Annotated in this window: 29 protein-coding genes; 7 read left to right on the top strand and 22 right to left on the bottom strand. The window is 40.3% G+C overall.

Annotated features, from left to right (window positions below):
- Positions 1-9: 9 nt before the first annotated feature.
- Positions 10-381 carry a ribosome silencing factor gene (gene rsfS, locus R1T16_RS09935; RefSeq protein WP_317500944.1) on the bottom strand — a complete coding sequence of 124 codons (372 nt, stop codon included), beginning with the start codon at positions 379-381 and terminating at the stop codon, positions 10-12.
- A 101-nt stretch (positions 382-482) separates the two neighbouring features.
- Here rsfS and R1T16_RS09930 point away from each other — a divergent pair, with 101 nt between their 5' ends.
- A complete protein-coding gene (locus tag R1T16_RS09930) occupies positions 483-1,211 on the top strand; it encodes a biotin--[acetyl-CoA-carboxylase] ligase (protein ID WP_317500943.1) in 729 nt (242 codons plus the stop codon).
- Positions 1,212-1,322: 111 nt separating this feature from the next.
- Here the strand turns inward: R1T16_RS09930 and R1T16_RS09925 are convergent, their stop codons facing one another.
- From R1T16_RS09925 to pyrE, 4 genes are all read right to left on the bottom strand, one after another.
- Positions 1,323-2,060: a DUF4241 domain-containing protein gene (locus R1T16_RS09925; protein WP_317500942.1), complete on the bottom strand. Its 738-nt coding sequence runs from the start codon at positions 2,058-2,060 to the stop codon at positions 1,323-1,325.
- Positions 2,061-2,159: 99 nt separating this feature from the next.
- A complete protein-coding gene (locus R1T16_RS09920; protein WP_317500941.1) occupies positions 2,160-2,696 on the bottom strand; it encodes a hypothetical protein in 537 nt (178 codons plus the stop codon).
- Positions 2,697-2,777: 81 nt separating this feature from the next.
- Positions 2,778-3,170, bottom strand: coding sequence for an SRPBCC family protein (locus R1T16_RS09915; protein ID WP_317500940.1), 393 nt, complete (start codon positions 3,168-3,170; stop codon positions 2,778-2,780).
- Positions 3,171-3,257: 87 nt separating this feature from the next.
- Positions 3,258-3,899, bottom strand: a complete 642-nt coding sequence (pyrE, locus tag R1T16_RS09910; protein WP_317500939.1) for an orotate phosphoribosyltransferase — start codon at positions 3,897-3,899, stop codon at positions 3,258-3,260.
- 7 nt (positions 3,900-3,906) lie between these two features.
- Between pyrE and R1T16_RS09905 the strand changes: the two genes are divergently transcribed.
- A complete protein-coding gene (locus R1T16_RS09905; protein ID WP_317500938.1) occupies positions 3,907-4,509 on the top strand; it encodes an NUDIX hydrolase in 603 nt (200 codons plus the stop codon).
- A gap of 76 nt (positions 4,510-4,585) precedes the next feature.
- On the opposite strand, the gene R1T16_RS09900 is transcribed toward R1T16_RS09905, so the two are convergent.
- The 5 genes from R1T16_RS09900 to R1T16_RS09880 all read right to left on the bottom strand — a co-directional run bounded on the left by R1T16_RS09900 (position 4,586) and on the right by R1T16_RS09880 (position 10,359).
- Positions 4,586-6,112: a T9SS type A sorting domain-containing protein gene (locus R1T16_RS09900; RefSeq protein ID WP_317500937.1), complete on the bottom strand. Its 1,527-nt coding sequence runs from the start codon at positions 6,110-6,112 to the stop codon at positions 4,586-4,588.
- A 75-nt stretch (positions 6,113-6,187) separates the two neighbouring features.
- Positions 6,188-6,916, bottom strand: a complete 729-nt coding sequence (locus R1T16_RS09895) for a hypothetical protein (protein WP_317500936.1) — start codon at positions 6,914-6,916, stop codon at positions 6,188-6,190.
- A gap of 208 nt (positions 6,917-7,124) precedes the next feature.
- Positions 7,125-8,855 (bottom strand): M14 family metallopeptidase, encoded by a 1,731-nt coding sequence (locus R1T16_RS09890; protein ID WP_317500935.1) that lies wholly within the window; start codon positions 8,853-8,855, stop codon positions 7,125-7,127.
- A 4-nt stretch (positions 8,856-8,859) separates the two neighbouring features.
- Positions 8,860-9,315 (bottom strand): pantetheine-phosphate adenylyltransferase, encoded by a 456-nt coding sequence (coaD, locus tag R1T16_RS09885; protein WP_317500934.1) that lies wholly within the window; start codon positions 9,313-9,315, stop codon positions 8,860-8,862.
- Positions 9,316-9,372: 57 nt separating this feature from the next.
- Complete coding sequence (locus tag R1T16_RS09880) at positions 9,373-10,359, bottom strand: D-alanine--D-alanine ligase (RefSeq protein ID WP_317500933.1); 987 nt, start codon at positions 10,357-10,359, stop codon at positions 9,373-9,375.
- A 148-nt stretch (positions 10,360-10,507) separates the two neighbouring features.
- Between R1T16_RS09880 and R1T16_RS09875 the strand changes: the two genes are divergently transcribed.
- The 3 genes from R1T16_RS09875 to R1T16_RS09865 all read left to right on the top strand — a co-directional run bounded on the left by R1T16_RS09875 (position 10,508) and on the right by R1T16_RS09865 (position 12,763).
- Positions 10,508-11,116 (top strand): PASTA domain-containing protein, encoded by a 609-nt coding sequence (locus R1T16_RS09875; RefSeq protein WP_317500932.1) that lies wholly within the window; start codon positions 10,508-10,510, stop codon positions 11,114-11,116.
- Positions 11,109-12,155: an RluA family pseudouridine synthase gene (locus R1T16_RS09870; RefSeq protein ID WP_317500931.1), complete on the top strand. Its 1,047-nt coding sequence runs from the start codon at positions 11,109-11,111 to the stop codon at positions 12,153-12,155. Before R1T16_RS09875 ends, R1T16_RS09870 begins: the two co-directional genes overlap by 8 nt.
- A 146-nt stretch (positions 12,156-12,301) precedes the next feature.
- Positions 12,302-12,763, top strand: coding sequence for a hypothetical protein (locus R1T16_RS09865; protein ID WP_317500930.1), 462 nt, complete (start codon positions 12,302-12,304; stop codon positions 12,761-12,763).
- Between the two features lie 5 nt (positions 12,764-12,768).
- Here the strand turns inward: R1T16_RS09865 and R1T16_RS09860 are convergent, their stop codons facing one another.
- From R1T16_RS09860 to R1T16_RS09820, 9 genes are all read right to left on the bottom strand, one after another.
- Positions 12,769-13,341: a DUF4241 domain-containing protein gene (locus R1T16_RS09860; protein ID WP_317500962.1), complete on the bottom strand. Its 573-nt coding sequence runs from the start codon at positions 13,339-13,341 to the stop codon at positions 12,769-12,771.
- A 263-nt stretch (positions 13,342-13,604) separates the two neighbouring features.
- Positions 13,605-14,135: a YceI family protein gene (locus R1T16_RS09855; protein WP_317500929.1), complete on the bottom strand. Its 531-nt coding sequence runs from the start codon at positions 14,133-14,135 to the stop codon at positions 13,605-13,607.
- 114 nt (positions 14,136-14,249) lie between these two features.
- Positions 14,250-14,969, bottom strand: a complete 720-nt coding sequence (locus tag R1T16_RS09850; RefSeq protein ID WP_317500961.1) for a pirin family protein — start codon at positions 14,967-14,969, stop codon at positions 14,250-14,252.
- Between the two features lie 321 nt (positions 14,970-15,290).
- Positions 15,291-15,878: a Crp/Fnr family transcriptional regulator gene (locus tag R1T16_RS09845; protein WP_317500928.1), complete on the bottom strand. Its 588-nt coding sequence runs from the start codon at positions 15,876-15,878 to the stop codon at positions 15,291-15,293.
- A gap of 71 nt (positions 15,879-15,949) precedes the next feature.
- Positions 15,950-16,477, bottom strand: coding sequence for a DUF4199 domain-containing protein (locus tag R1T16_RS09840; protein ID WP_317500927.1), 528 nt, complete (start codon positions 16,475-16,477; stop codon positions 15,950-15,952).
- Between the two features lie 18 nt (positions 16,478-16,495).
- On the bottom strand, positions 16,496-16,879 hold the full coding sequence (locus R1T16_RS09835) for a VOC family protein (RefSeq protein WP_317500926.1): 384 nt from the start codon (positions 16,877-16,879) through the stop codon (positions 16,496-16,498).
- A gap of 69 nt (positions 16,880-16,948) precedes the next feature.
- Positions 16,949-17,419 (bottom strand): response regulator transcription factor, encoded by a 471-nt coding sequence (locus tag R1T16_RS09830; protein WP_317500925.1) that lies wholly within the window; start codon positions 17,417-17,419, stop codon positions 16,949-16,951.
- A 28-nt stretch (positions 17,420-17,447) separates the two neighbouring features.
- Positions 17,448-19,661, bottom strand: coding sequence for a redoxin family protein (locus tag R1T16_RS09825; RefSeq protein WP_317500924.1), 2,214 nt, complete (start codon positions 19,659-19,661; stop codon positions 17,448-17,450).
- A gap of 23 nt (positions 19,662-19,684) precedes the next feature.
- Positions 19,685-20,590 carry an ABC transporter ATP-binding protein gene (locus R1T16_RS09820; RefSeq protein ID WP_317500923.1) on the bottom strand — a complete coding sequence of 302 codons (906 nt, stop codon included), beginning with the start codon at positions 20,588-20,590 and terminating at the stop codon, positions 19,685-19,687.
- A gap of 112 nt (positions 20,591-20,702) precedes the next feature.
- Between R1T16_RS09820 and yaaA the strand changes: the two genes are divergently transcribed.
- A complete protein-coding gene (yaaA, locus tag R1T16_RS09815) occupies positions 20,703-21,461 on the top strand; it encodes a peroxide stress protein YaaA (RefSeq protein ID WP_317500922.1) in 759 nt (252 codons plus the stop codon).
- Positions 21,462-21,565: 104 nt separating this feature from the next.
- Positions 21,566-21,919 carry a hypothetical protein gene (locus R1T16_RS09810; protein ID WP_317500921.1) on the top strand — a complete coding sequence of 118 codons (354 nt, stop codon included), beginning with the start codon at positions 21,566-21,568 and terminating at the stop codon, positions 21,917-21,919.
- 13 nt (positions 21,920-21,932) lie between these two features.
- Here the strand turns inward: R1T16_RS09810 and R1T16_RS09805 are convergent, their stop codons facing one another.
- From R1T16_RS09805 to R1T16_RS09795, 3 genes are all read right to left on the bottom strand, one after another.
- Positions 21,933-23,684, bottom strand: a complete 1,752-nt coding sequence (locus tag R1T16_RS09805; RefSeq protein WP_317500920.1) for a mechanosensitive ion channel family protein — start codon at positions 23,682-23,684, stop codon at positions 21,933-21,935.
- 177 nt (positions 23,685-23,861) lie between these two features.
- Positions 23,862-24,152: a DUF3861 domain-containing protein gene (locus R1T16_RS09800; RefSeq protein ID WP_317500919.1), complete on the bottom strand. Its 291-nt coding sequence runs from the start codon at positions 24,150-24,152 to the stop codon at positions 23,862-23,864.
- Between the two features lie 53 nt (positions 24,153-24,205).
- Complete coding sequence (locus R1T16_RS09795) at positions 24,206-24,385, bottom strand: hypothetical protein (protein WP_317500918.1); 180 nt, start codon at positions 24,383-24,385, stop codon at positions 24,206-24,208.
- Between the last annotated feature and the right edge of the window lie 79 nt (positions 24,386-24,464).

Below are 24,464 nucleotides of genomic sequence, written 5' to 3'. Positions count from 1 at the left end.
TTTCGATTATTAATAGTTGTTTCCTATCGATGTGATTTTGGCATCTCCCCAAAGGCTTTCTATATTGTAATATTCGCGGATGTGTTTCTGGAAAACGTGTACAACGATGTTAACGTAGTCCATAAGAACCCATTCGCCATTTTCAGTACCTTCAACATGCCAAGGCTTGTCTTTTAGTGATTTGGAAACTGTTTTTTGGATAGAGTGAACTATAGCGTTCACCTGTGTGTTTGAAGTACCGTTACATATTACAAAATAATCGCAAACGGTGTTGTCTATGGCCCTAAGGTCAAGGATGTCTATATCATTTCCTTTTACTTCTTCAATCCCTTTGATGATATTAGCCAGCAGATCATCATTGCTTATGTTTTTTTTAGCCATTTAAAATTATATGTTTTCGCAAAGTTATCATTTTTTGTATTTACTTTTGAACCTTAACATGAAAGATTACTGCATTTAAAAGCAATACGGACTTATTTGTAATGAATATTATCAAACTCAATGCCATTAACTCTACAAACGACTATCTAAAGTCGTTATCTTCTTCACAGTACCTTGAGAACTTTACCGTGGTTTCTGCCGAAAACCAGACAGCAGGCAAAGGGCAGATGGGGGCAAAGTGGAGTGTTGAGCCGGGTAAAAACCTTACCTTTAGTGTGTTGGTCAGGGATTTAATAATAGATGTTAGTGAACTGTTTTATCTCAACGCTGCTGTGGCCGTTAGTATTATACAGGCTCTGGAAAGTTTTCATATCGGCCAACTTTCCATAAAATGGCCTAACGACATTTTGGCAGGCTCAAAAAAAATTAGTGGCATACTTATAGAAAACAGCCTTAAGAATAACGGTGAAGTGTTCTCTGTAATCGGCATAGGCCTTAATGTCAATCAAATAGCGTTCGGTGATTTGGCTAAAGCTACTTCACTGGCGCTGCTTACAGGAAGGGAGTGTGACAAAGGGGCTATAATGAAAGCAATTGTAGAAAATCTAAAACGAAATGTAGCGGCATTACTGCATAAGGAAACCGGGCTTATATGGAACAAATACCATAACCTCCTGTTTAAAAAGGATGTGCCTATGCCATTTGAAAAAAACGGTACCCGTTTTATGGGGATTATTAAAGAGGTTTCTAAAACAGGAAGCCTTATAGTACAGCTGGAAGACAACAGTATTGCATCCTACGGAATAAAGGAAGTGCAATTGCTTTATTAAAAAGATTTAAGATAGTACTATAATATAAAAAAGTCCCGCTTTAAATTTTAAAGCGGGACTTTTTTGGGTTCCGATTGACGTCTCTCATCTCACGTCTATTATCTAATGTCTCTAAACAATCTTAAGGCTATTACCTTCATCTGTTTCTTCATCATCTTCGTCGTCTGAGCCTTCAGGGTCAAATTCGTTGATAAGAAAATCGATAACAAGCTCTACTGTGTCGCCGTTTTCGTTAAGTCCCCAGTAAGCAGGGTAGTATCCGTCTCCCCATCCTGAAGCAAATATGATGACGTTATTGTCAGATTCAGCGTCAGGGCGGTGGTCATTCCAGTCGCCAAGTTCTCGTGAAAAATTATTTTTGCCAGAGTATTCCCTGAATTCATCTGCCAAAACATCTTCATAGTAATTAGACTCAGGATTATTTTCCTGTAGTTCGTCCATTTTATTTATAAAGGCATTATTTGTTTCTTCATCCAGAAAACAGGCAAGCCCTGATTCTACAGGAAAACCGTAAAACTCGTCTTCGCCAAGGTCTTTCAGTTCTTCGCTGGTAAGATCATCGGTAAGGGCAAGAATCCACTTTGTAGCATCCTCAGGCCTTAGTTTGATTTTTGCGTATGCAATCCTGTGGTGCAGCTGGTCTACCTCGGTCATGTAAATATATACGGGGTATTTATCGGGCTCTACAGTGCGCGAAAACGGCCTCTGTTCTAATGAAAAGAACGGATCGGCAACAATAATCTTTCCTGTTGGCAGGTTAACGTCGCCTATATGTATCTCTACAAGCTCCTGACCGCTCATTTCTTCGGCAAGGTCGTAGTGCAGTTCAAAATCATTAATGTCTTTCATGGAGTGTTTTATTAATATAGCTTAAAAGTACTCAAAAGCCACATCTAAAATTGTTGTTTTATAATATCTTTAACGGACAGGTTTTGAGGTTCGTTAGTGTTATTCTGTTTTTACGTCTTCTTCAAATATAGGGTCAGACGGAGCAGGGATAACCAGCTCGTTAGAGAGGTTTGCGTGCAGCCTTTGCATCAGGTCAAGGTCGTTTCCGCCCGTGTCAAGAAAATACCAGTTATTGCCTTTATCTTCAGATATGGCTATCATGGTAGAAATGGTAGTATACTTGCCGCCAGTAATATGCATTTCTACAATTTCAGGAATAGTACATTGCAGCTCTTTGCCTACGGTTAGTATCTTAGAAGGCTCTCCAAACTTTACACTAAGAAATTGCACACCGTCTTTTTCAAGTTCCTGGAAGCTTTTTTTTGTTTCCTGAAGCATTTTTTGCTGCCCGCCCATTGCTTTTATCGTTGCAGGGTGAGAGTATTTTAAAAAAGCGGCATAATCTTTTGCAATGAATTTTTTACCCATATCGTTTGCCTGAGCCAGCAATTTTTTCTCAATTTCGGGGTTATTCTGTGCATAGCCTGCTGTCAGGGTTAATAGCAGTAGCAAGAGGGCTGACATTTTTTTTCTCATCTTAAAAAAGTTATTGTATAAAAATATAAAAAAAGCCTTTCAGTAAATACTAAAAGGCCTTTTTTATCGGTTTTTTTGCTTTTATAGTTTGTGCATATTCTGCGCAAGTGTCTCTATAAATTTGCTTATTGGACCTTTAATCATCATTGCCATCATGGCATTAAATTCTCCTTCAAAGAAAAGCTGAACTGCGCTTGATGCATCGGTAACCGTATCGATGTTTGCAGTAAGGGTAAAAGGAAGCTTGTCGCTTGCAGCACCCAGAATAACTTTATTAGGCGCCGATTTTTCTTTAAGCTTCAGCTTTATCTCCGGCATGCCTTTAAGCGCAAAAATAAAAGACTCCTCGCCTGTCACTTCAAACTTAGCAATGTTTTCAGGCATCAGCTTTTCAAAGTTCCTTACGTCTATAAGCTGGTCAAAGATATATTGTGCCGGTTTTTCTACCGTTACTTTAGGGCTCTCTAAGTTCATTGTTTTATTTTTTAAATTCCGGATTATAAGATTAAATCAGAAATCTTATTTAAGGCTTATTTTTGGAATTTGGTGTTCTGATTTACTTTATTGATTCCATGTAGACGGGCTTTTGCTCCATTCCTTAAGCGTTTCCTGTTCTTCTTCGGTAATATATTTTTTAGAAACCGCAAGGTCGAGCAGTGTCTCATAGTTACCAAGTGTGTGCAGGGTAACATTTGCATCTTTAAAGTTTTGTACAGAAATGTCAAAACCGTAAGTAAAGATGGCTACCATCCCTTTTACATTTGCTCCGGCTGCTTTTAGGGCTTCAACCGCCATAAGGCTGCTGTTTCCTGTGCTTATAAGATCTTCTACCACTACAACATTCTGGCCTTTTTGAAGAAAGCCTTCTACCTGGTTCTGGCGGCCGTGTTTTTTAGCCTCAGGGCGCACATATACAAACGGAAGTCCCATATATTCAGCTACAAGCATGCCTATGCCTATTGCTCCGGTGGCAACACCTGCAATAACATCGGGCTTGCCAAACTCTTTTTCTATGTGTTTGGAAAATTCCTCGCGAATGTAATTTCTTATCGGTGGAAATGAGAGTGTTATCCTGTTATCACAATAAATAGGCGATTTCCATCCGGATGCCCATGTAAAAGGATTTTTAGGATTTAATTTAATTGCGTTTATTTGTAAAAGCAATTCGGCTGTTTTTTTGGCTGTGTCTATATTGAAAATCATACTGCAAATGTATAAAGTTTTTGTAAACGAGAAACCTCTTTTTTTGACAAATACTGTAGAAAGAGAAACTGACTTCAGGATGTTCTTACTGGAAAGCGTTGATATTGAACAATTGATAGTAAATATGTTTAACAATAAGGTTAAAAAAGCCTTTTTGTACCATCCTGATGAAAAGGAAACGCTTAAGGTTCTCAAAGAAAAAATTCCTGTGGCCAAAGCCGGAGGCGGACTCGTGTATAATAAAAAAGGCGAAGTGCTTTTTATTTTCCGTAACGGAAAATGGGACCTGCCTAAGGGCGGTATTGAAAAGCATGAGGAAATTGAAGACACTGCCATGCGCGAAGTGGAGGAGGAGACAGGTGTGAGCGGTTTGGAAATTGTCCAAAAACTGCAAAAAACATATCACGTTTTTAAACGTAACGGTACTTACAGGCTTAAGATTACCCATTGGTTTGAAATGAAAACCAATTACACCGGCAAGCTTTTTGGGCAGATAGAAGAAGGCATAGAGAAGGTAGCATGGCTTAACCCTGAGCAAATCAGAGAAGCATTGGGTAATTCTTACGAAAATATCAAACTTCTTTTTGAAAATGTTGAGATAGAGAAATAGGTATAGACCTGTAAATAAGAAAACCCTTTATGCATGTTACAGCATGCATAAAGGGTTTTTTACTGGATTTATATTTTTACTTCTTAATGAACTTGTAGTTAAGTATCTGGTTATCTACCTGAACCTTTACGACGTAAATGCCGCTTTGCAGGTCTGACACTAAGATCTGGCTGCCGTTGGCAGTTTGTTTTACAATAACTCCGTTGACCGAATAGACCGTTATACCTGATATCTCTTTTCCTGAGCCATTTTCGATATTCAGTACATCTGAAGACGGATTAGGATAGAGTGAGATGGTTTTTTTGAACAAGTCGGGGATACCGGCTGTAGTTTCAAAATCAAGGTAATCGGCTACGCCATTGTTGTTCAGGTCATCGTCAGTAGGATCGCCGTTCAGGTTGTAATCCTCATCTACTGTAAGTATGCCGTCGTTGTCATCATCATTATCAATGTAATTTGGTATGCCGTCTCCATCGGTATCAAGGGGTATTCCTTCATTGTCATTTGTATTTGGAGGGCCTACAGGGAATATGTATTCTTCTGACGACGGTACAAGGTCGCCATCGTCGTCGTTATCTATAAAGTTAGGGATTCCATCGCCATCAGTATCGTCATTGGCAAGGTTGCCATCGCCGTTAAGGTCTTCAACAGATGTAGGTACACCATCCATATCAAAAGGCAGGCTGCAGTCGGTAGGGCTAAGCTGAACAGGTGTAATCTGTGTTGCATAAACAGCATAAATTGTAGTCTGCTCAAAAGGTATCGTATTGGCATAGTCTGTAACAGCAATAGGATTTACTGCGTTTACTGCATCTGCAAGCGTTGCATAAAAAACAGCTGTAGGGTCAAGGTCATCCTTTACTAGCGAAAGGCTGAAAATTTCAAGACCATCGGCATTGTCGTCACATTTTACATATCTGTAAACAGGCCCTACCTGCGGCCTGAAACGCCAGCCTTCGCCTGTCGTTACGGTCCACGCGCCCGTGTTTCGGCCTGGGGGTGCATAAGCCGTAAGACCTGTAGGATCTACAATTCCTACTACGGCGGCTCCATTAATCCATGAAGTACAAATGTCTTTTTTTGTTATTTGTACGTCTATATAATTGTATGTTTCGTATAAAATAACCTGAAAAGAACTGGTTGCTGTTACACCGCAGGAAAAATGGGGCTGGTTATTAAACATAAGTACAAACTGCCTGTAGGGTGCATTACCTGAAACTGTCCATGTTATTGTGCCCTGAGCATCTGCTACTGCATTATTCATGTCATGATAACAGCCTAAGATGGCATTTTTTACAGGAAAATCTGGATTAGGTATAAGGTCATCAAAATTCCATGGCGAGCCTATTCCTGCCAGTTCAGTCCTGAAATCTATATATCCGTTTGTAGATACCAGAAATTGATTATGGTCTTCTCCAAAGAAGTTAAAATTAAAAGGAATAGTAAATGTTTCAGAATACATATCATCTAACGTCGCTGCAAAAGGCGCTGTAGTCGCATATACCTGATACGGAATTGACTCTACCGTATAGTTATTCTGGGCATAGCCATGCACGGAAAATAGCGTTGCGAACAATGCTGCGTTTAAGTAAATTTTTTTCATGGGTTGGTGGTTTTTTGTTAAAAATAATAAAAAAAATAATACGCAGTGTTTTTTGTAATCATTTGATTATGAATTTTATGGGAGCAACACCGGGCCAAGTAATGAAAACCAAATATAGGCGCCTAAAATACTGCCTGATAGCCCCGCAGTAATAAATGTCACACGCTGTTTTGTTGGGATAGCATAAAATGTAATCCATAGAAGAACAAATGCACCTGTAATTCCCCATAGTGTAATAACGCTCCACTCGTTAAGATGGAGATGGCGCGCAATGTTTTCTTCATCGCCATGCCCGTTATGACCTATGGATTTAAAATAAATCTTTTGAAGTAGTATGGCAGGCTGCCTTGACCAGAAGAAACCAAGTAATACGAAAAGCCACTGGTTAAAAGATAGGGAAGTGGCGCCTGGGGTTTTCTTTCTACTAAGCCACAATAGCATAAAACCTACAGTCCCAGTAATCATCGTCTGTAATGGACCACCAAGTCTCATGCACAGATCCTGATACTTGTATTTTTTTGCAAGGCTCTTCCTGAATTTTAAATAAGCATCCTTTTCCGGCGATGGTGTATCCTGATTTATCTTATCCTTATTTTTTTCGTATTCGGCATTTAATTCGTTAAGGCATAGTGGCCTTCCCGGCGACATCGATTCGTAATGAACTGTAAACGAACGCCCTTGTGAGGCTGTAACCGCTGCATGACCTAACTCATGGCTAACAGTTCCAATAATGGTACAAAGTATAAAACCTATAAAAAGTGCTAAGAAAAGTTTGGGGTAAAAATGAAATGTTATAATTTTCATTTATAGCTGATTTTACAGCCATAAATGTAATCGAAAATTCTTACACTTAAAGTAAAATAATTTTTTTAGAAAACAAAGCCTTTTTCGAAAAACCAAATAAGTAACATTGATTTTCATATTGTTGTAAATCAATGGTTTAATTTGTTTTAATTTTACGCACAAAAACCGCGTTTGGAGAACGTAAAGCGTAACATTAGGCTACGGAAATTTATTTCAATTTTCGGTACACCGGATACTCCATATGTGTCTTTTCATAATACACCGAATGGCGATAAACCCAGTCCAGCTGGGCTTCTGCATTGTCTGCAAAAGTTTTGTCTTCCTGTTTTTTCTTTTCGAAAGCTGCTTTAAGGGTTTTGTCGCTTTTTAGCAGTGCTGCTGCCGTGTCTTCAAACACATAATCAGAAAAATATTCCTTCTGCTGAAGTATGGCATCAAAAAAGTTCCAGGTAAAATAAGAGTCAACGCCCTGTGGTTCTAAGGTTTCGAGAAGGTATTTAACTCCCGGCTGCTGCGTGTTTATTACAAGATCGCCTTTATGAAAAAGCACTTTTTTTGTTGTAGTTTCCACATTCACAGCGTTATGTGGATAATGTCCCTCATAACTTTCCTTACTTGTTTTAAAGTCTTTTATGCGATAGCTTTCTACTTCAAACTCAGTATCTTTAATAAGCGGTTCCATTGCTATGTTGTTGATCTTTAGCAGGTCTATAACGTTCCACCATGAGCGCGGAATGATATACGATTGTGGTATGACTACCTGTGTTACAGGTTTATAGGTTTGATAGTAGGGCACCATCTTGTTAAAAGGCTGCTTTCTGTCATAGTATAGTCTTGGTTTGCCTGTAACTTCACTGTTTTTATAGTCGCCTTTGTAGCCTAAGAACGGCAGGGGAGTAACCTCGGTAGAGTCTATCTCCCATTGCAGGGTGTAGCGCGTTCCCGGTTTGTAGTTTTCCAGATTTTCAGAACGTAACAGCTTTATCCTATTATGGTTACTGTCAATGTACGCAAGCGATTCCACCATGTATTCGTAGGTCACTTTAACACGCAAAGCATACTCTTTAAGCATATGGGTTTCGGGCATAGATCCAGGTACATTAAACATGGAAGCGTACCCTGTAGAATACCTCGGATAATCCATAAACTGCTCAAAGCCTGCGGTGTCTGGCTTGGTGTCGTGCACATTTACATAGGGTGTTGCTTCAATTCCTTTAGCTTTCATAGCTGCCAGTATTTCGGGCATCATTTCGTCCTTAAAGTAAGCGCCTAATTCGCCGCCAAGTTTTTGGTGATGTGTCGCTATGTAAGTAAAAATGTATTGATAGTCAGCGCCATTGCTCACATGGTTATCTATAAGAACATCAGGGTTAACCGTATGGAAGATTTGTGCAAAGCTTCTGGCGTTGCGGGTGTCGCTCTTTAAAAAGTCGCGGTTAAGGTCATAATTGCGGGCATTTCCACGAAAGCCATAACTCTCAGGGCCATTTTGGTTGGCACGAGTGTGCAAATTCCTGTTGAGCGCCCCGCCAATGTTATAGATGGGAATGTTTACTATTACTGTGTTTTTTGGCGCTTTGCGCTTTCCTGTAGCCAGGTCACGGTACAGCATCATGGTAGCATCTATACCATCCGGCTCACCGGGATGAATGCCGTTATTAAGCAGCAATACTGCCTTATCCCTGTGTATCTTCTCAAAATCAAAAGACTTGTCTGGATTATATATCACGATATGCAGCGGTTCGCCGCTGTCGGTAGGGCCCATTTCCAGCATTTTTATGCTTTCAAAATCGTTGTCAAGCAGCCTGAAGAATGCTATCGTTTCTTCATAGGTTGCTGTCTGGTTGCCGTTGCCTTTTTCATAAGGTGTTGTATACATGGGCTTTTTTTGAGCAGATAATATGCAGGTAAATAAAAGTAACAGTAAAAATCTTTTCATGGGCTTATTTAGCTCTTACAGCATCGGGTACAAGGATAGTATAATCGCCTCCATTGCGAAGTACGTCGCGCACAATGCTCGAGCTAATGTATGATGTGCTTGCCGCAGTAAGCAGGAACACCGTCTCGATTTTAGACAGCTGCCTGTTTGTATGGGCAATGGCTTTTTCAAACTCAAAGTCGGCAGGATTGCGAAGCCCGCGAAGTATAAAACCTGCACCAACTTTTCGGCAAAGGTCTATAGTAAGGCCTTCGTAGGTAATCACTTCAACTTTAGGGTCATTGGCAAACGACTCTTCTATAAAGCGCTTGCGCTCTTCAAGAGAGAACATGTATTTTTTTTCGGCATTTACGCCAATGGCAACAATAACTTTGTCAAAAAGGCTCACGCCGCGTTTAATGATATCGTAATGCCCCAAAGTAATGGGGTCAAATGATCCCGGGAATACTGCTATTTTCATGTTGTTTTGTTTTGTCCGATGTCCGATGTTTTAAGTCCGATGTCAGGGTTTTAACTACTATTTCTTCCACAGCACTTTACGTGCCATAGCCAGTTTAATTTCGCTGTCAAGCAGGTCAGAGAACGCTACACCCGCATACTCTGCCTGTTGCGGAAAGATGCTTTGCCCGGATAATCCAGGATTAGTGTTGATCTCAATAAAATGAGGTTCGCCATCCCTTACTATAAAATCGGTACGGGAAAAACCGCTCATGCCCAATGCTTCATAGGCTTTAGCTGCTGTATCCCTTACTTTCTGCTCTGTTTCGGCATCGAGTCTTGCAGGGGTTATTTCGTCTGATTTCCCTTGGTATTTTGCTTCATAATCAAAGAAGTCATTGTGTGATATGATCTCAGTTAAACCAAGAACCGTAGTTTTTCCGTTAAGATTAAGCACCCCCACAGATACTTCTGTGCCCTTAAGGTATTCTTCAATAAGGATGTCATTATCTTCCGCGAAAGCAAATTCAAGAGCCTTTTCAAATTCGGCCAGGTCATTTACTTTAGATACGCCAAGGCTGCTGCCACTTTGGTTCGGCTTTACCATAAACGGAAGGCCTACAGTATCAGCAACCTGTTGTGCAGATATTGTATCGCCTTTAGAAATGTATATTGATTTTGCTTTTGGTATGTTGAATTTAGAAAGTACTGATAATGTGTCTCTCTTGTTGAATGTAAGCGCCGACTGATAAAATCCGCAGCCCGTGTAAGGAAGGTCAAGCAGTTCCCAGTACGATTGCATATGCCCGTCTTCGCCCGGCGTACCGTGAATGGTATTTACAGCAACGTCAAAAGTGGTTTTTTTTCCGTCTTTTTCGAAAGAGAAGTCGCCTTTATTGATAGGGTATTGCTGTCCGTCAACGATTACATTCCACCCCTCAGGAAGGATATGCACCTCAAACGGGGTATATTTAGTACGGTCAAGATTCTTTAGGATCAGCTGTCCGCTGCGTTTAGAAATAACGGATTCATCTGAATATCCGCCCATTACTACTGCTACATTCATTTTTTACAAGGGTTATGATTTAAAAGCCTACACGAATTGCCACATATAAGCGTTATATTTACAGGTGTAAGCCCACACAAAAATATCATTATTTGTGGAAACTAATAAAGTTTAGTATTATTTATATCTTTGCCAAAATTCATATTAGATGACCTTAAAAGATTTTTTAAAGAGTAAAGTGTTTTTTAAACAGCTTGCAATTGCTTTCGGGATTGTGTGCGTAACGATTTTCCTGATACTCCAGTACCTTGCCTATGCTACTAATCACGGACAGGAAATTCCTGTACCGGACCTTAGAAAAATGAACCTTGAAAAGGCAGAGGAAACTCTTGACGGCATCGACCTTGAATATGTAGTCCTTGATACTGTTGACTTTAGAGCAGATTTCCCTCCGTATACAATTGTACAGCAGGATCCGCTGCCTAAGGCTAATGTAAAAGATGGCAGAAAGATTTATGTAAAACTGAATTCGGCCGGATATGCCACAATCACGCTGCCGGATATTATCCAGAGAACTTACAGGGCTGCCCTGCCTGCTTTAAAGACAGTAGGCCTTGAAGAAGGTAAGAAGACCTACAAGCCGTATCTTGCAAAAGATGTTGTGCTTGAAGTATGGCAAAATGGCAAAAAACTTAAAAAAGGCGATAAAGTACTTAAGGCTTCTAAAATAGACCTTGTTCTTGGCGACGGGAAAACAGGTTATGTAGAAGAGAGTGACACGGTAAAGGCGGCAGAAACGCAAAAGGAAGATGAGTAACAGACCAATTATAGAGCAGGAGCCGGACGAAGAGTTGTATGAACACTATCGTTTTGAGGCAGGAAAGGGACAATCGCCATTACGGGTTGATAAGTTTTTAATGAACCTTATTGAAAATGCTACGCGCAGCAAAATCCAAAAGGCAGCGGAGAACGGAAATATATATATTAATGATGTTCCTGTAAAATCCAACCAGAAAGTAAAATCTAATGATGTTGTAAGGATGCTTTTAGAGCACCCGCCATACGAATACCTGCTGACACCGGAGAATATTCCGTTAGAAATAGTGTACGAAGATGACCAGCTGCTTGTTATAAACAAGGAACCGGGAATGGTAGTGCATCCGGGACATGGTAATTATTCGGGTACGCTTGTTAATGCACTGGCGTATCATTTTGAAAACCTGCCGATGAACAGCAGTGAAAGGCCGGGCCTTGTACATCGTATCGATAAAGATACATCAGGGCTTCTGGTTATTGCCAAGACAGAGCAGGCCATGACACACCTTACCAAACAGTTTGCCGACAAAACTTCTGAAAGGGAGTATGTAGCCATAGTTTGGGGTAATGTAGAAGACGACAAAGGCACGATAGAGGGCAATATAGACCGTCACCCTAAAGACCGTATGCAAATGTCTGTTTATCCTGACGGAGAACAGGGCAGGCACGCAGTGACACACTATGAGGTACTGGAACGTTTAGGTTATGTAACGGTAGTTACCTGCAAGCTTGAAACAGGCCGTACCCACCAGATACGCGTACACATGAAGCATATAGGGCACACCTTGTTTAATGATGCGCGTTACGGTGGCGATATCATTCTTAAGGGAACAACCTTTACAAAATACAAGCAGTTCATAGACAACTGTTTTAAGATATTGCCGCGCCAGGCACTGCACGCCAAAACACTTGGTTTTGAACATCCAACAACCAAAGAGTTCATGCGTTTTGACAGCGAAATTCCGAAAGATATGCAGGAATGCATCGAGAAATGGCGTACGTATTCTAAATCGCATACAGTAGAGGAGGAAGAGCAATAATTGTTGGTCGATGCGTAGCTTTGGTTATTTGACAAAACTATCTTGATATACACGAATCCTGAAGTGAAAGCTTCGGGATTTTTTATTCGTCATACTTTTATTGTACTAATTTTCGTTATTTGCAGTACTAATCTAAACCAACTGTTATGAAAGTAGTATTATCCTTCCTTTTGCTCACTTCTTATATTGGCTACAGCCAAATCGCAATGCCGTTTGAAGAAGCTAAGAAAAAAGGCATCAGCCCAAAGGTTGACAGTATTTATAAAAGTGCAATTGACAGCAGGGAAGGCTACCCCGCCGTTTTTAAAAAAGAGAAAGATATAGAAAGGCATACTGAAGCTTACTACAATTACATAAGAGGATTTATGGGATTTCTGGAGAAGAACAATTTTAAGTGGGAGGAAACCACCAGAAGCTTTAACAGGATTTATATACAGCCAAATGGTACTATAGATTATTTTCTGTACCAATTAAAAGGTTTAAAGCCAGAAAAGGAAAAAGAATTCAGGCGACTGTTGTCAATCTATATTAAAGAGCATAAGTTTGGGAATACCGCCCCTGAGAAATTTGCGCAGTGCAGCCCGGTAACGTATTCTAAGTCGTCTTAATTTATTTACTCTTCTTTATTAAGTAGTACAAAAAAGTCAACTATAAGTGAAACTATTTCACCGTTTTTATCGATACCCCAATACGCCGGGTAAGCACCGTCGCCATATCCTGACTGAAACATAATAATATTATTTTCAGAATTTGGTATTTTAAAATTTAGCCAGTCGCCATAATCGGTTGGGTCTTTTAAGTTTCTTGCATTTTTTTTGAATTCAGCTGCAAAAAAATCATCATAAATATTTCCGTTAGGATGTACTTTCATAAAATCTGTTTCATGTTTTAGATAATCCTTTCCTGCTTTATAATCACAAAAAGCTCCTAATCCGGCATCAACAGGGAAACCGAAATATTCTCTCTCTTTCAAATTGAAGATAGAATCCTGTTCCGTTACAGCTAAAATCCATTTTTCAGCTCTTTCGCTACTAAACTCCAGTTTGGCCAAAGCATATCTGTCGCCAGAATCGGGTGTTTTAGCTAAATATATCTTTACAGGGTAATTGCCTGGTTTTACAATACGTATAAAAGGCTTTGTGTCAGGGTAAACTAAAGGATCAAATGCCATTATATGGCCTGAAATTACTTTAAGGTTACCTGCTTCAATTACTTCAACAGGTATTCCTTCAACTATCTTGTTATCTAAAATTATATTATAGTCAACTTCGGCTAAAATTTCAATATTATCTAAAGTATTCTTTGTTTTGGATTTACAAGCAAATAGTTAAAAAGGGAATATTATAGCAGAAAATATTTTCATCTCATAATTTATTATTTTGTAAATATAAAAAAACCTGCAATGCTTTCGCACTGCAGGTTCAACCAAACATAGTACCTAAAACAATATTATTGCTTTACGAACTGAAGCTCAATGTTAAGCTTCACTTCTTCGCCAAGCAGTACACCGCCTGTTTCAAGGGCTGCGTTATAGCTAAGGCCAAAATCTTTACGGTTAAGCTTTCCTGTAAGGCTTAAACCAGCTTTTGTATTTCCCCATGGGTCTTTAGCGATACCGCCAAATTCTGCATCAAGGCTTACCGGCCTTGTCTCGCCGTGAAGCGTAAGGTTTCCATTAAGTGTATATTCTCCCTCGTTTTTCTTTTCAAATGAAGTCGACTCAAAAGTAAGTTTAGGGAATTGTTCTGCATTAAAAAAGTCTGCACTCAACAGGTGGCCGTCACGGTCAGCGTTTGCTGTGTTTACCGAGTCAATATCGCCGCTGAAAGTAAACTTGGCATTGTCAAAGTGCTCGCCTTCTGTTTCTGCTTCGGCAGTAAATTTTGTAAACTGGCCTGATACGTTAGTAAACATCATGTGTTTTACTTTAAATCCTATTTCTGAGTGGGTTGGGTCTACTGACCATTTTGTAGTTGACATATTCTTATTTTTTAAATTTTGTTGTTATTTATTGTATGTACAATATTTGTATATACAAATGTATTAATTAAATTTTGTTGTGCAATCTTTATTCTTAAAAAAATTTAGGCTGGATTAAACAGACATCGGAACCTCAATAATAAGGATTTCTGCATCTTGGGTATTTGCCGTGATAGTAATACTGTTAGTATCCCATATACCAAGGGCATCGCGCTCACTCAATTGAATAGTCCCAATGTTTACATCGCCTTTAATAACAAAGGCATAAATACCGTTGCCGCTTTTCTTAAGATCATAGGCAGTAGAGAAATCTTTATCAAAACGCCCCAGGTGAAACCATGCATCCTGATGGATCCATACACCTTCGTCGTTAGCGTCAGGGGATAGGATCTGCTGCAGGGTGTTGTGGCGGTCGGCTTCATTGAGTGTTATCTGGTCGTAACGTGGAGTTACGTTCTTTTTATTTGGGTACACCCATATTTGGAGAAACTTGGTAAGCTGGTCTTTGTTCTTATTGTATTCACTGTGGTAAATTCCGGTTCCGGCGCTCATTACCTGTATATCACCTTTTTTAATGACTGCTGTATTGCCCATGCTGTCTTTATGCTCTAAATCGCCCTCAAGCGGAATGGAGATGATCTCCATGTTATCGTGAGGGTGCGTGCCAAAGCCCATGCCTGCATCTACGCGGTCGTCATTCAGCACCCTTAGTACGCCAAAGTGCATCCTGTCAGGGTTATAATAATTAGCAAAACTAAATGAGTGGTGAGAGTCCAGCCAGCCGTGATTGGCATGTCCGCGGGTATTTGCTTTGTGAAGTACTGTATTTTCCAGGATCAGTGCGTTTTCGTTAGGCAGGTGGTTGTACCCGATAGGCTCTAACGGCTTGATCTCGTCTATATCATTATTTAATGTATCGCCTATGGCAGCAGATGTTATAAACATCCCGGTTCCCATAAGGCCTTTTCGTATAAAATCTTTTCTGTCCATGTCTTGGTTGTTTTAATATTACTATGCAAAGTTGCGGCATATAAAACTCCAAAACATTGAACTGGGACAAGAAAAAATGGCTTTGCCATTTTTTAGTAGTGAGATATTAGATATTAGTATTGAGAATATGTAGCAGTCTAAAATCTGGTATCTCAATACTCAATACTATTGCTTCGCAAGCTTTGCCCTTACCTTACTTAAAAACTCGGCAGAGATGCCAAGGTAAGAAGCGATATAGTGCTGGGCTACGCGTTGCGGCAGGGTGGGGTACAGTTCCAGGAACTCTACATATTTTTCCATGGCGGTTTTTGCAATGGTATTAAACAGCCTGTTTTGCGTTACAGATAAATGGCGTTCAAACAATATCCTGAAAGCCCTTTCAAACTTTGGTGCACGGGCAAGCAGTTCTTCTTTAGTTTCAGGGCTAAAGATAAGGAACTCACATTCTTCCATGGTTTCTATAAAGATCCTGCTGGGATGGGTCTCATAATTACTGAACGATGTATCGCTAACCCACGCGTTCTCTATGGCAAACTGTAATATGACTTCAAAGCCGTTATGGTCAATGTAGTATTTGCGAACGCAGCCCTTAATTACAAAAGCTTCAAAGTTGCACATTTCGCCCTCATGCAGCATAATCGTTTTCTTCGGAACTTTCCTGAATTCTAATAAGGAGTTGAAAGTATCCAGTTCCTCTTTAGAAAAGGTAACGTATCGGCTGATGCTGGTGTTTATTTGTTCGAACATATCCATGGTAGTAAGGCTTTCCCACAAATGTAAGCCAATTGGTGTAAATAAAAAAAGTGCCCTAGGGCACTCTTATATTATAATGTAGTTGCTTTTCGCTTTCTAAGGTAATTCTTAAAGGCTACAATACCACCATTAATAAGCGATACCACTATGCCCAAAGGGAAAATTTCCATGTAGGTTGTGGCTATAACGTATAACGGATTCTTATAGCTTTCCTTCATTTGGTTCATTTCATCAATACCGGCCTGTATCTCGACAGGAGATTTGCCGCTTGCCTTTAGTTGATCAATCACGCATGCCGAATACTTGTCCATAAAATCGGGGCGAAAATTATAATAGGTAATAAGCCAAAGCCCAACATAGATGCTGGATGCTATAAGCGAAATGTAAAGCCCTATCATAAATGCTTTGCCAAAGGTTATACCGCCGTTACGTTTCTTGTATTGATAGGTTGCTACAAAAATGAGTGAGAAAGCCAGTATCATGGACGCAAATCCGTAGATCATGCTTTTGTCCATATCCATGTCGTCGCCCATTGTCAGATAGCCAACAGAGCATAACAAACCTGCAATAAGGCCATACAGCCAGATAAATTTTTTCATACTTACTATATTGTGTAGTTATTCCTTATCGGTAGCTTCAAATAGTTCTATCTTGTTGCCTTCGGGGTCAAGTATATGAACAAACTTACCATATTCATACGTTGTTACCTCATCTAAAATAGCAACACCCTCTTTTTTCAGTTCAGTTACCAATGCTTCAATATCGTCAACGCGGTAGTTGATCATAAAGTCTTTTTCTGATGGTTCAAAATATTTTGTGTTATCAGGAAACGGACTCCATAACGTGTAGCCGTTCGCAGAAGATTCCGATTGATCCTTCCATTCAAACTTTGCACCATAGGGCGATGTTTCTAATCCAAGATGGGTCTTATACCATTCATTGATCATTTTAGGGTCTTTGCATTTAAAGAAAATGCCGCCAAATCCTGTTACTCGTTTCATGTCTGTTTGTTTTATTGTGGAACAAAATTGCCGAAAGCTGTTGGTCTTTAGCTCATACTTTCGGGTGATTTATGCAATAATACCGTTCTTTTTAGCTTTTTCCACGGCCTGTGTGCGCCTTTTTACATCCATCTTCTCAAATAATTTAGACGAATGCGTTTTAACCGTATTGAGCGATACAAAAAGCTGTTCGGCGATTTCCTTATTGCTCAAACCGTCGGCCATAAGCTGCAACACTTCAAGTTCGCGTTTGCTTATGCATAGTTTTTCTATTTCGGCTTCGTTAGGGGTAAAGTAAGGTTGGGTGTAAACATAAACAGGTTTCTCTACGATAATAGTCTCAACTTTTGGTTTTGACAGTTTAAGTGCCAGCCAGATGCCAAGCCCTGTAAACGTAAGCGCAATTATGCCTGTGAATATATCCTGCGATTGCGGCCTGTATAAAATAAAAAGTTCCAGCCCGCGCAGCAGCAATAGCAGCAGCGCAAGGCCGGAACCGTAATATATAATCCATTTATGCGTTTTAATTGCCTTAAACATAGTATACTTTGTTTAGGCAAAGATAAAACTATTTCTCTTCAGGAAGGTTAAGTGCGTTTCGTATAGCCTGTTCAAAGGCAGGCTGTTCTGCATACGGAAGCTCGGCATTTACCATGTTACCATCAGGGCCTATAAGTATAAAGCGCGGTATTCCGCTAATGTTATAATCTTTATAGAACTTATTGATGTCATCAGAATGCAGCTGCAACACCGATTTTGACTTCTGTTTCGCGCTTATCAGCCATTCATTAAAATCTTTATCCACGCTTATAGCAATAAACTGAATGTTATGGTCTTTATATTTAATGGCTGACTTTTCAAAATAAGGCGATTGTACTTTGCATGGCCCGCACCACGTGGCCCAGGTATCTATGGCAACAAATTTGCCTTTCAGGTCGGCAAGGGTTACCGCTTTTTTGTTGGTGTCAACGGTTGCAAACGCAGGGGCAGGACTGCCTTTTGTAAGTCCGTCCAATATTCTTTTTGTGTTGTTTATTACAACAACATATTTTTTGTTGCCAAGCAATGATGCATAGTCTGTCGTAAGCTTATTGCGTTCGTCTATAGATGATGCTTCTTTAATGCTCTTGTCCAGCTGCCAGAAAAGAAGTTTGTCCTTAAACCCACCCGGTTTTAATTTAGCTGCAGCCAAAAGCGTTTTGGTATTTTCATCCAGGTCGGCTTTGTTGTCGGTAATTATTTTCTCCCTTATGTAGGTAAAGTAATCTTCGTTGCTTAAAAGCCCTTCGCTGTCTAACGGAACCAATTTTATCATGGCAAGTATCTCCGGTGTTGCAATGGTTTTTTCGTTAGGGAAAAGCACGGCACGCTTTTTAACGAGCATATTCCAGTAGTTGAGGTATTCTATAGTGATAAGCTTTCGCTTGTAGTCAAGATAATCCTCCCTGGGTATGTAGTTGTCTACATTCTTAAACGTGTTGGTTTCGTTTGTGGTCTTTTTCCATTCCGCTACAATTTCATCAATCAAGTATTCCGGTTTATCCAGCCCCTGATTATTTTCAAGGTCATAGAGAATAGAATTCCATCGCATATTCTGCTTTTCGTTCTCCCTGTTTTCGGCCATTCGTGTACCGGTAATCTTCATTTCCCTGTTAGCATCATACAGTTTCAGGTCTATAAACAGGCTGTCATGGCTGCCAAATACAAATAGTGCCCTCATGTCCCCTAAACCAAGCAGGTACTTATCAAGGGGTATGTTTTCTTTAATCGTATAACTAAATTTATTGTCCTTGACCGGTATGGCAGCTATGGTGTCGCGAATAAAATTATCCATCAGGTAAATGGTCTCTATTTTTTTACCACCTTCAATTTTGCCGCTCAAAACAGTTTTTCCGTACGCCTGGTCAACGTTTGGCGTAAGTATATAAATAAAAAGACCGCCCAGTACCACGATAGCGGCAACTGTTGTAACCAGTCTTTTTTTGCTGCCTAAAAAAGCATTCTTAATTGTTTTATGGCTGTACCATTTAAAGCCAAGGAATAAAACGAGCAGGGTAAAGATAAATCCTGCAATTTCAGAATAGGTGAGCAGGTAACCCAGATCGCTTCCCTCGGTGTATTTACTTATCTTGTTAAGCATTTCTATAGGGTACCAGTCGGGTACGGGTACTTCAAATCCCTGAAGGAACACATACGTCATAAGCACAGCAAAGCCAATAAGTATAGACCACACAAAACTTGGCATAAGCACCGATAACAGGTACTGAAACGCACTGAAGAATAAACCTGCTGCAAACAGGCGGAGCATTATTGCTGCCAGATGGCCAAAATCAAAAGAGGCAGTGGCGTGCTCCGGTATGCCTTTAATCATGCCCAGTATAACGCCTGCAAGGTATCCTGTAATTACCATAGAGAATATGGCTATTATATTGCCTATTAGCACCACGGTAAATTTTGAGAAGTAAATAGACGATTTGCGCACGGGCTGTGTTTCCATAAGCTGCCATCCGCCGTATTTATGGTCCAGCTGCGTAATACGGCTTACCATGATTATAATTAGCAGCGGAAAAAAGAATATGGTAAACGACTCGAGCGACTCCTCAATATTGTGCATGTAATAGTTAAAGGGTATGCCGTCACGGTGAGGCATAGTATCAAACGATAAGCTGGAAAGCAGGTTTACAATAGGACCAAAGGCACTAAGCAGTATTGCCATTAGGTAAATACCCGTTCCTTTTTTCTTTATATGTTCTGCCTTAAGTACAGTTATAAAATTTTGCATTGTATAGTAGGTTGTTGGATGTATTAATTAACTAAAGTCATGAACCACTCTTCAAGTCCGTCAAGTATTCGAATCTCATAGATGCCCGCACCGCGCTCCACCAGGTTTTTAGTAAACACGGGTATCACTTCGCGCGATGGAAGTTCAAGCGTAATTTGTGAATCGCCTTCTAACGCGGCATCGGGAAATTCGGCTGCCAGTTGTTCCTGCCAGGTGGTAGCATCCTTTAGTGTAATTTGCACCCTGCAAACGCTGGATCGTTTGGATAGCTCTTCCATAGTACCTTCAAACCTAAGTTTACCGTGGCTAATAATGCCTACATGGGTACACATCTTTTCAATTTCTGCCAAAAGGTGGCTCGATACAAAAATGGTAACTCCTTTTTCGCGGTTAAGCTTAACAAGCAGTTTCCTCATGTCCTGTATCCCGTTAGGGTCAAGGCCGTTTACGGGTTCGTCAAGCAGTAGCAGTTCGGGCTCGCTCAGTAACGCCATGGCAATAGCCAGGCGCTGCTTCATGCCCAGCGAATATTGTTTTGCCTTGCGCTTAGCATCTTTAGTAAGGTCTACGAGTTCAAGAACTTCGGCAATCCTTTCTTCGGGTATATTGCGCAGTTTTGCAATGTATCTTAAATTGTTGTAGCCGCTAAGGTGCAGGTACAGGGCAGGGCTTTCTACCAGCGACCCTATATTCTCAAAAACCAGCGGCAGCTGGTTCTTTAAAGGCTTGCCAAAAATAGAGATGGCTTCCTGCTGTTCTTCAAGAATACCGGTTAGCAGCCTCATGGTAGTAGATTTTCCCGCTCCGTTTGGGCCAAGAAATCCGTAAATAGAACCTTTAGGAATGTTTAATGAAATGTCATCAAGTACTTTTCGGTCACCGGAATACTTAAAATTCAAAGATTTTGTCTGGATTATAAATTCAGCCATAATTAATTAGTTGGTTTATTGGTTTGCAATATAAGAAATAACCTATAACGCATAACTAAGCATTTTGAGTATACTGTTACATTCACTAACTTTGATACATAATTCACATTTTATGAAAATTGTAATCTCTCCGGCTAAGTCGCTGGACTATGAAACTAAACTTCCTACCCGTAAACATACTGAACCTGCTTTTTTGGCAAATGCCGAAGTGGTTCACAAAACTGTAAAAGAAAAATCGCCTGCAGAACTGAGTAAACTGATGGATATATCAGACAAGCTTGCCGAGCTGAACTGGCAGCGCAACCAGGACTGGAAAACGCCCTTTACCACAAAAAATGCGCGCCCTGCCATGTATGCCTTTAACGGCGATGTATACACAGGGCTTGATGCCTATACCATACCGGCTGCTAAGATTACAAAGCTGCAGGACAGCTTAAGGATACTTTCAGGGTTATACGGACTCTTAAAGCCACTTGACCTTATGCAGCCCTACCGCCTTGAAATGGGTACGCACCTGCCTGTTGGCGAAAACAAGAACCTTTACGACTACTGGAAAAAGACAATTACCCAGGCGTTGAATGAAGAACTTAAGGATGGCGAACTGTTTGTTAACCTTGCCAGCAAAGAATATTTTGATGCGGTAGATGCCAAAGCGCTTAAAGTGCCGGTCATTACACCTGAGTTCAGGGATTACAAAGACGGAAAACTGAAAATGATTAGCTTTTTTGCCAAAAAGGCGAGGGGTATGATGGTGCGCTATATTATAGACCATAATGTAAAGACACTCAAAGGCCTCAAAGGTTTTGATTATGAAGGCTACAAATTTGATGCTGCACTCTCTAAAGGAAATACGTTAGTGTTTACAAGGTAGAGTAATGAGATAATAGATAATAGACGGTAGACTTATGATTTGTCATTTGGAATTTGTCATTTGGAATTTGTCATTTGGAATTTGTGGTTTGAAAATTGTGATTTATGAAAATTGAGGATTTATTTAATAAAGTCGAAAATACAGAACGTGAGTATAAGCAGTCTATACTCATAAATTTCTATTACGGGTATCAGGAGCTTGACGAACTGCACACGCTGGAAAGCAATATCAGGGTTTTTCTGTTCGGTAAAGGGATTGGGGAGCTTGACGGACACGAGATCAACATGGATATGTCAGATGGCACGCTTTACCTCCATGCTCACAATGCTGAAGAATTGTTTAAGGCCATACGGCCGATACTGCTCGACGCGCCATTTATGAAAAAAGCCGAGGTACACCTCCGTTTTGGCGGCAGGAGGGATGCTTCTGCCCCGGAGATTGATTTTATACTGGAATAACTTATAGTCATTCTTATCCTTTGTGTCGCGGATAGAACTGCGGTGAAAGGATATCGATACCGGCTTCATTAAAGCTTCTTAAGATATTTTCGTTCAGGTCAGATATTATAAAATACATCCTGTCGGGGTTTTTAGTTATAGCATTCAGCTGATAGCTCACAAATGTCTCTTTTAAGGCAAGCTTAAAAACATAAGGCGACGGTACGCTCAAAATATCGTTTGTTTTTGCAGCAGCATCTAAAAGTAAATGCTGAACAGTATCCTGCTTAACATCATAATTTACGTTGATCGTAATAGGAATTACAAGCCCCTCAGAATTTGCCGAACTGTAATTTATGGTCTCATTAGTGAGTATCTTGGAATTCGGTACGGTTACATCTTCATTATTAATCGTGCGAAGCCTTGTTACCAGGGCGGTTTTCTCGATGACCTTTCCGGTAATGGTATCCACCTTGATCCAGTCGCCCAGCTGAAATGGCCTCATGTAGGTAATGATAAAACCTGCAATGGTATTTGAGATGGCAGACGACGAGCCTAATGAGATAAGTACCCCAAAGAAAACCGATATTCCTTTAAAAGCACTGGTATCGGCACCCGGCAGGTATGGGAAAACAATTACTATGGTAAATATAATAAGGCATATACGCACTAATTTATAAGTAGGCGTTGCCCAGTCGGTATGGAAACCTTTTAGCTTCAGGTTGCCGCGCCTTATCTCGATAGACAGGTAACGCAGGAAACGGTCGGCATAACGGCCTACGATCAGTACTACGATTATGCGTAATAATTTCGGGATGTAGTGGTATATGGACACGCCAATTTCCTTTAACGGATCCCACAGCGCTGCTATAAGTCTGGAAGCCCATTGCTGTGTCGCGGGAAAAAGGCTGAATTCAAGCCCAAAGAAGATATAAAGGAAAACCAGCGACAGTAAAAAGTAAAACAGCTTTAATAGTTGAAGGCTTACCTTTTTTAAACGATAGGCCGAAAGGAACTGGTAGTTTTTAATCATTATGCCCGACGCCTGTCCTTTTCGCCTGTGCGATATCCTGCGAAACAAAAATCTGTATACTTTTCGGCCTAAAAATACAATGACAAGAAATGCTGCAAATATGCCTACAGCAGTTGCCCAGCGCAATGTACTGTTTTCGGCACTGTGCAGTTCCCTGTTCTTAATTATAGAACCGGCTATGGCATCACTGTACTTTTTGGCTAATGAATCCTGTGCACTGTCTGCCCAGAGTGCATCTTCTTCGCTGATGCTGGTTATTATCTTGTCCTTGTAAATAATATTGAAATATGATTTCTCAGCCCTTATCTGTAAAGAATCTTGCTGGTACTGCTTATCTTCATAAAGCTGGAGTATAAGGGCCTGTGCGCTGTTTGCCCTCGCTTCGGCAGAAAAGGGGCCAAAGCCACTGTAGATTTTAAAGATGGTATCCTGAAAAAGCAGCACAGGAAAGGCCGTAGTTTTACCTCTAAGCGTATTTATGCTCTCGCGCTGGCTAGCAAGGCGCAGCGAATCTTCCTGCTTTATTTTTAAAAGCTCGTTCTTATACTTTTCAAGCTCTTTAGATTTTGGGTTTATAAGACTGTTCAGTTCATCTTTTAAAAGCGCCACCTTTATAGAATCCTTAGTACGCGTAAGGCTGTTCTTTGCCTTAAGCCTTTGCAGGGCAATTTCGGCAGAGTCTTTACGGTTCTGTGCATTTGCAGCGCACACAAACAAAAGGATAATAAAAAGCGAGGTAATTTTTTTGATCATGGAACTTGTCTTTACTTCAAAAATAAACAATATATTTTTAAGCCTTTTTTTGCGATGAGATCTGATTCCAATAAAAAAAGCTCCGGAAAAGCAGTATATTTTGTATGATACCGCCCTTCCGGAGCTATTTAGTAGTATTCATTTTGCTTTTGCGGAGTTCTTTACCGAATCTTGAAATTAACTGCTTTTTAACTTTGTCATGAAGTTTTTGAACTCGGGTGCAAATTCAGAGAACAGTGCGTTGTCCCTGTTTTTAAGCATCACTTCGCTAAACATCTTTAAACCTATGGCAAACTGTGCCGATTGTACTGCATCATTAAAATGGTCTTTTTCCTGAAGCCTCTTTATAATTGAGAACACTTCGTCATGGTTATCAAACTCAAGGGTAAGGGCAGGGTTGAGGTCTTCTTCCTTTGGGCTGAAAGTATGCTCCAGCGTAATTTTATAATGGTTGTATTTAGAATTCATTTTTTGATTGATTTGTGTTACTGACAACTGAAAGCGTCATTTAATAACTACTATTAAGGCCATGCGAACTCCGACAGGTCGGCGAGGTCAGACTGGGTTTTGTCGTTACCCAGCAGTTTTTTAAGAACTGCCATTATACCGTCCCGGCTTTCAAGTGTAGTGTTCTCAGGCTGGCATTGGCTTTTGCCCGCTTCTTCCTGAGCTGCTTTATCGTGATCGTAATTTTTTTTCATTTTGTCCTGATTTGATTTTTTTGATTGAAGTTTAAAAAAGGCCCATCATTTCTGACAGGCCTGTTATATTTTTCTGTCA

This window comes from Flavobacterium sp. DG1-102-2 (assembly GCF_033042555.1).
Taxonomy (GTDB): Bacteria; Bacteroidota; Bacteroidia; order Flavobacteriales; family Flavobacteriaceae; genus Flavobacterium.
This window is presented reverse-complemented; position numbering and strand designations above follow the sequence as displayed.

Bases quoted from the DNA above. Each gene is read 5' to 3' on its own strand.
- pyrE (WP_317500939.1), bottom strand. From the start codon at position 3,899: ATGATTTTCAATATAGACACAGCCAAAAAAACAGCCGAATTGCTTTTA.
- R1T16_RS09845 (WP_317500928.1), bottom strand. From the start codon at position 15,878: ATGGATATGTTCGAACAAATAAACACCAGCATCAGCCGATACGTTACC.
- R1T16_RS09925 (WP_317500942.1), bottom strand. From the start codon at position 2,060: ATGAAAGACATTAATGATTTTGAACTGCACTACGACCTTGCCGAAGAA.
- R1T16_RS09915 (WP_317500940.1), bottom strand. From the start codon at position 3,170: ATGAACTTAGAGAGCCCTAAAGTAACGGTAGAAAAACCGGCACAATAT.
- R1T16_RS09895 (WP_317500936.1), bottom strand. From the start codon at position 6,916: ATGAAAATTATAACATTTCATTTTTACCCCAAACTTTTCTTAGCACTT.
- R1T16_RS09900 (WP_317500937.1), bottom strand. From the start codon at position 6,112: ATGAAAAAAATTTACTTAAACGCAGCATTGTTCGCAACGCTATTTTCC.
- R1T16_RS09810 (WP_317500921.1), top strand. From the start codon at position 21,566: ATGAAAATTGAGGATTTATTTAATAAAGTCGAAAATACAGAACGTGAG.
- R1T16_RS09820 (WP_317500923.1), bottom strand. From the start codon at position 20,590: ATGGCTGAATTTATAATCCAGACAAAATCTTTGAATTTTAAGTATTCC.
- rsfS (WP_317500944.1), bottom strand. From the start codon at position 381: ATGGCTAAAAAAAACATAAGCAATGATGATCTGCTGGCTAATATCATC.
- R1T16_RS09840 (WP_317500927.1), bottom strand. From the start codon at position 16,477: ATGAAAAAATTTATCTGGCTGTATGGCCTTATTGCAGGTTTGTTATGC.
- R1T16_RS09905 (WP_317500938.1), top strand. From the start codon at position 3,907: ATGTATAAAGTTTTTGTAAACGAGAAACCTCTTTTTTTGACAAATACT.
- coaD (WP_317500934.1), bottom strand. From the start codon at position 9,315: ATGAAAATAGCAGTATTCCCGGGATCATTTGACCCCATTACTTTGGGG.
- R1T16_RS09875 (WP_317500932.1), top strand. From the start codon at position 10,508: ATGACCTTAAAAGATTTTTTAAAGAGTAAAGTGTTTTTTAAACAGCTT.
- R1T16_RS09920 (WP_317500941.1), bottom strand. From the start codon at position 2,696: ATGAGAAAAAAAATGTCAGCCCTCTTGCTACTGCTATTAACCCTGACA.
- R1T16_RS09930 (WP_317500943.1), top strand. From the start codon at position 483: ATGAATATTATCAAACTCAATGCCATTAACTCTACAAACGACTATCTA.
- R1T16_RS09830 (WP_317500925.1), bottom strand. From the start codon at position 17,419: ATGTTTAAGGCAATTAAAACGCATAAATGGATTATATATTACGGTTCC.
- yaaA (WP_317500922.1), top strand. From the start codon at position 20,703: ATGAAAATTGTAATCTCTCCGGCTAAGTCGCTGGACTATGAAACTAAA.
- R1T16_RS09825 (WP_317500924.1), bottom strand. From the start codon at position 19,661: ATGCAAAATTTTATAACTGTACTTAAGGCAGAACATATAAAGAAAAAA.
- R1T16_RS09890 (WP_317500935.1), bottom strand. From the start codon at position 8,855: ATGAAAAGATTTTTACTGTTACTTTTATTTACCTGCATATTATCTGCT.
- R1T16_RS09795 (WP_317500918.1), bottom strand. From the start codon at position 24,385: ATGAAAAAAAATTACGATCACGATAAAGCAGCTCAGGAAGAAGCGGGC.
- R1T16_RS09800 (WP_317500919.1), bottom strand. From the start codon at position 24,152: ATGAATTCTAAATACAACCATTATAAAATTACGCTGGAGCATACTTTC.
- R1T16_RS09880 (WP_317500933.1), bottom strand. From the start codon at position 10,359: ATGAATGTAGCAGTAGTAATGGGCGGATATTCAGATGAATCCGTTATT.
- R1T16_RS09870 (WP_317500931.1), top strand. From the start codon at position 11,109: ATGAGTAACAGACCAATTATAGAGCAGGAGCCGGACGAAGAGTTGTAT.
- R1T16_RS09865 (WP_317500930.1), top strand. From the start codon at position 12,302: ATGAAAGTAGTATTATCCTTCCTTTTGCTCACTTCTTATATTGGCTAC.
- R1T16_RS09805 (WP_317500920.1), bottom strand. From the start codon at position 23,684: ATGATCAAAAAAATTACCTCGCTTTTTATTATCCTTTTGTTTGTGTGC.
- R1T16_RS09835 (WP_317500926.1), bottom strand. From the start codon at position 16,879: ATGAAACGAGTAACAGGATTTGGCGGCATTTTCTTTAAATGCAAAGAC.
- R1T16_RS09855 (WP_317500929.1), bottom strand. From the start codon at position 14,135: ATGTCAACTACAAAATGGTCAGTAGACCCAACCCACTCAGAAATAGGA.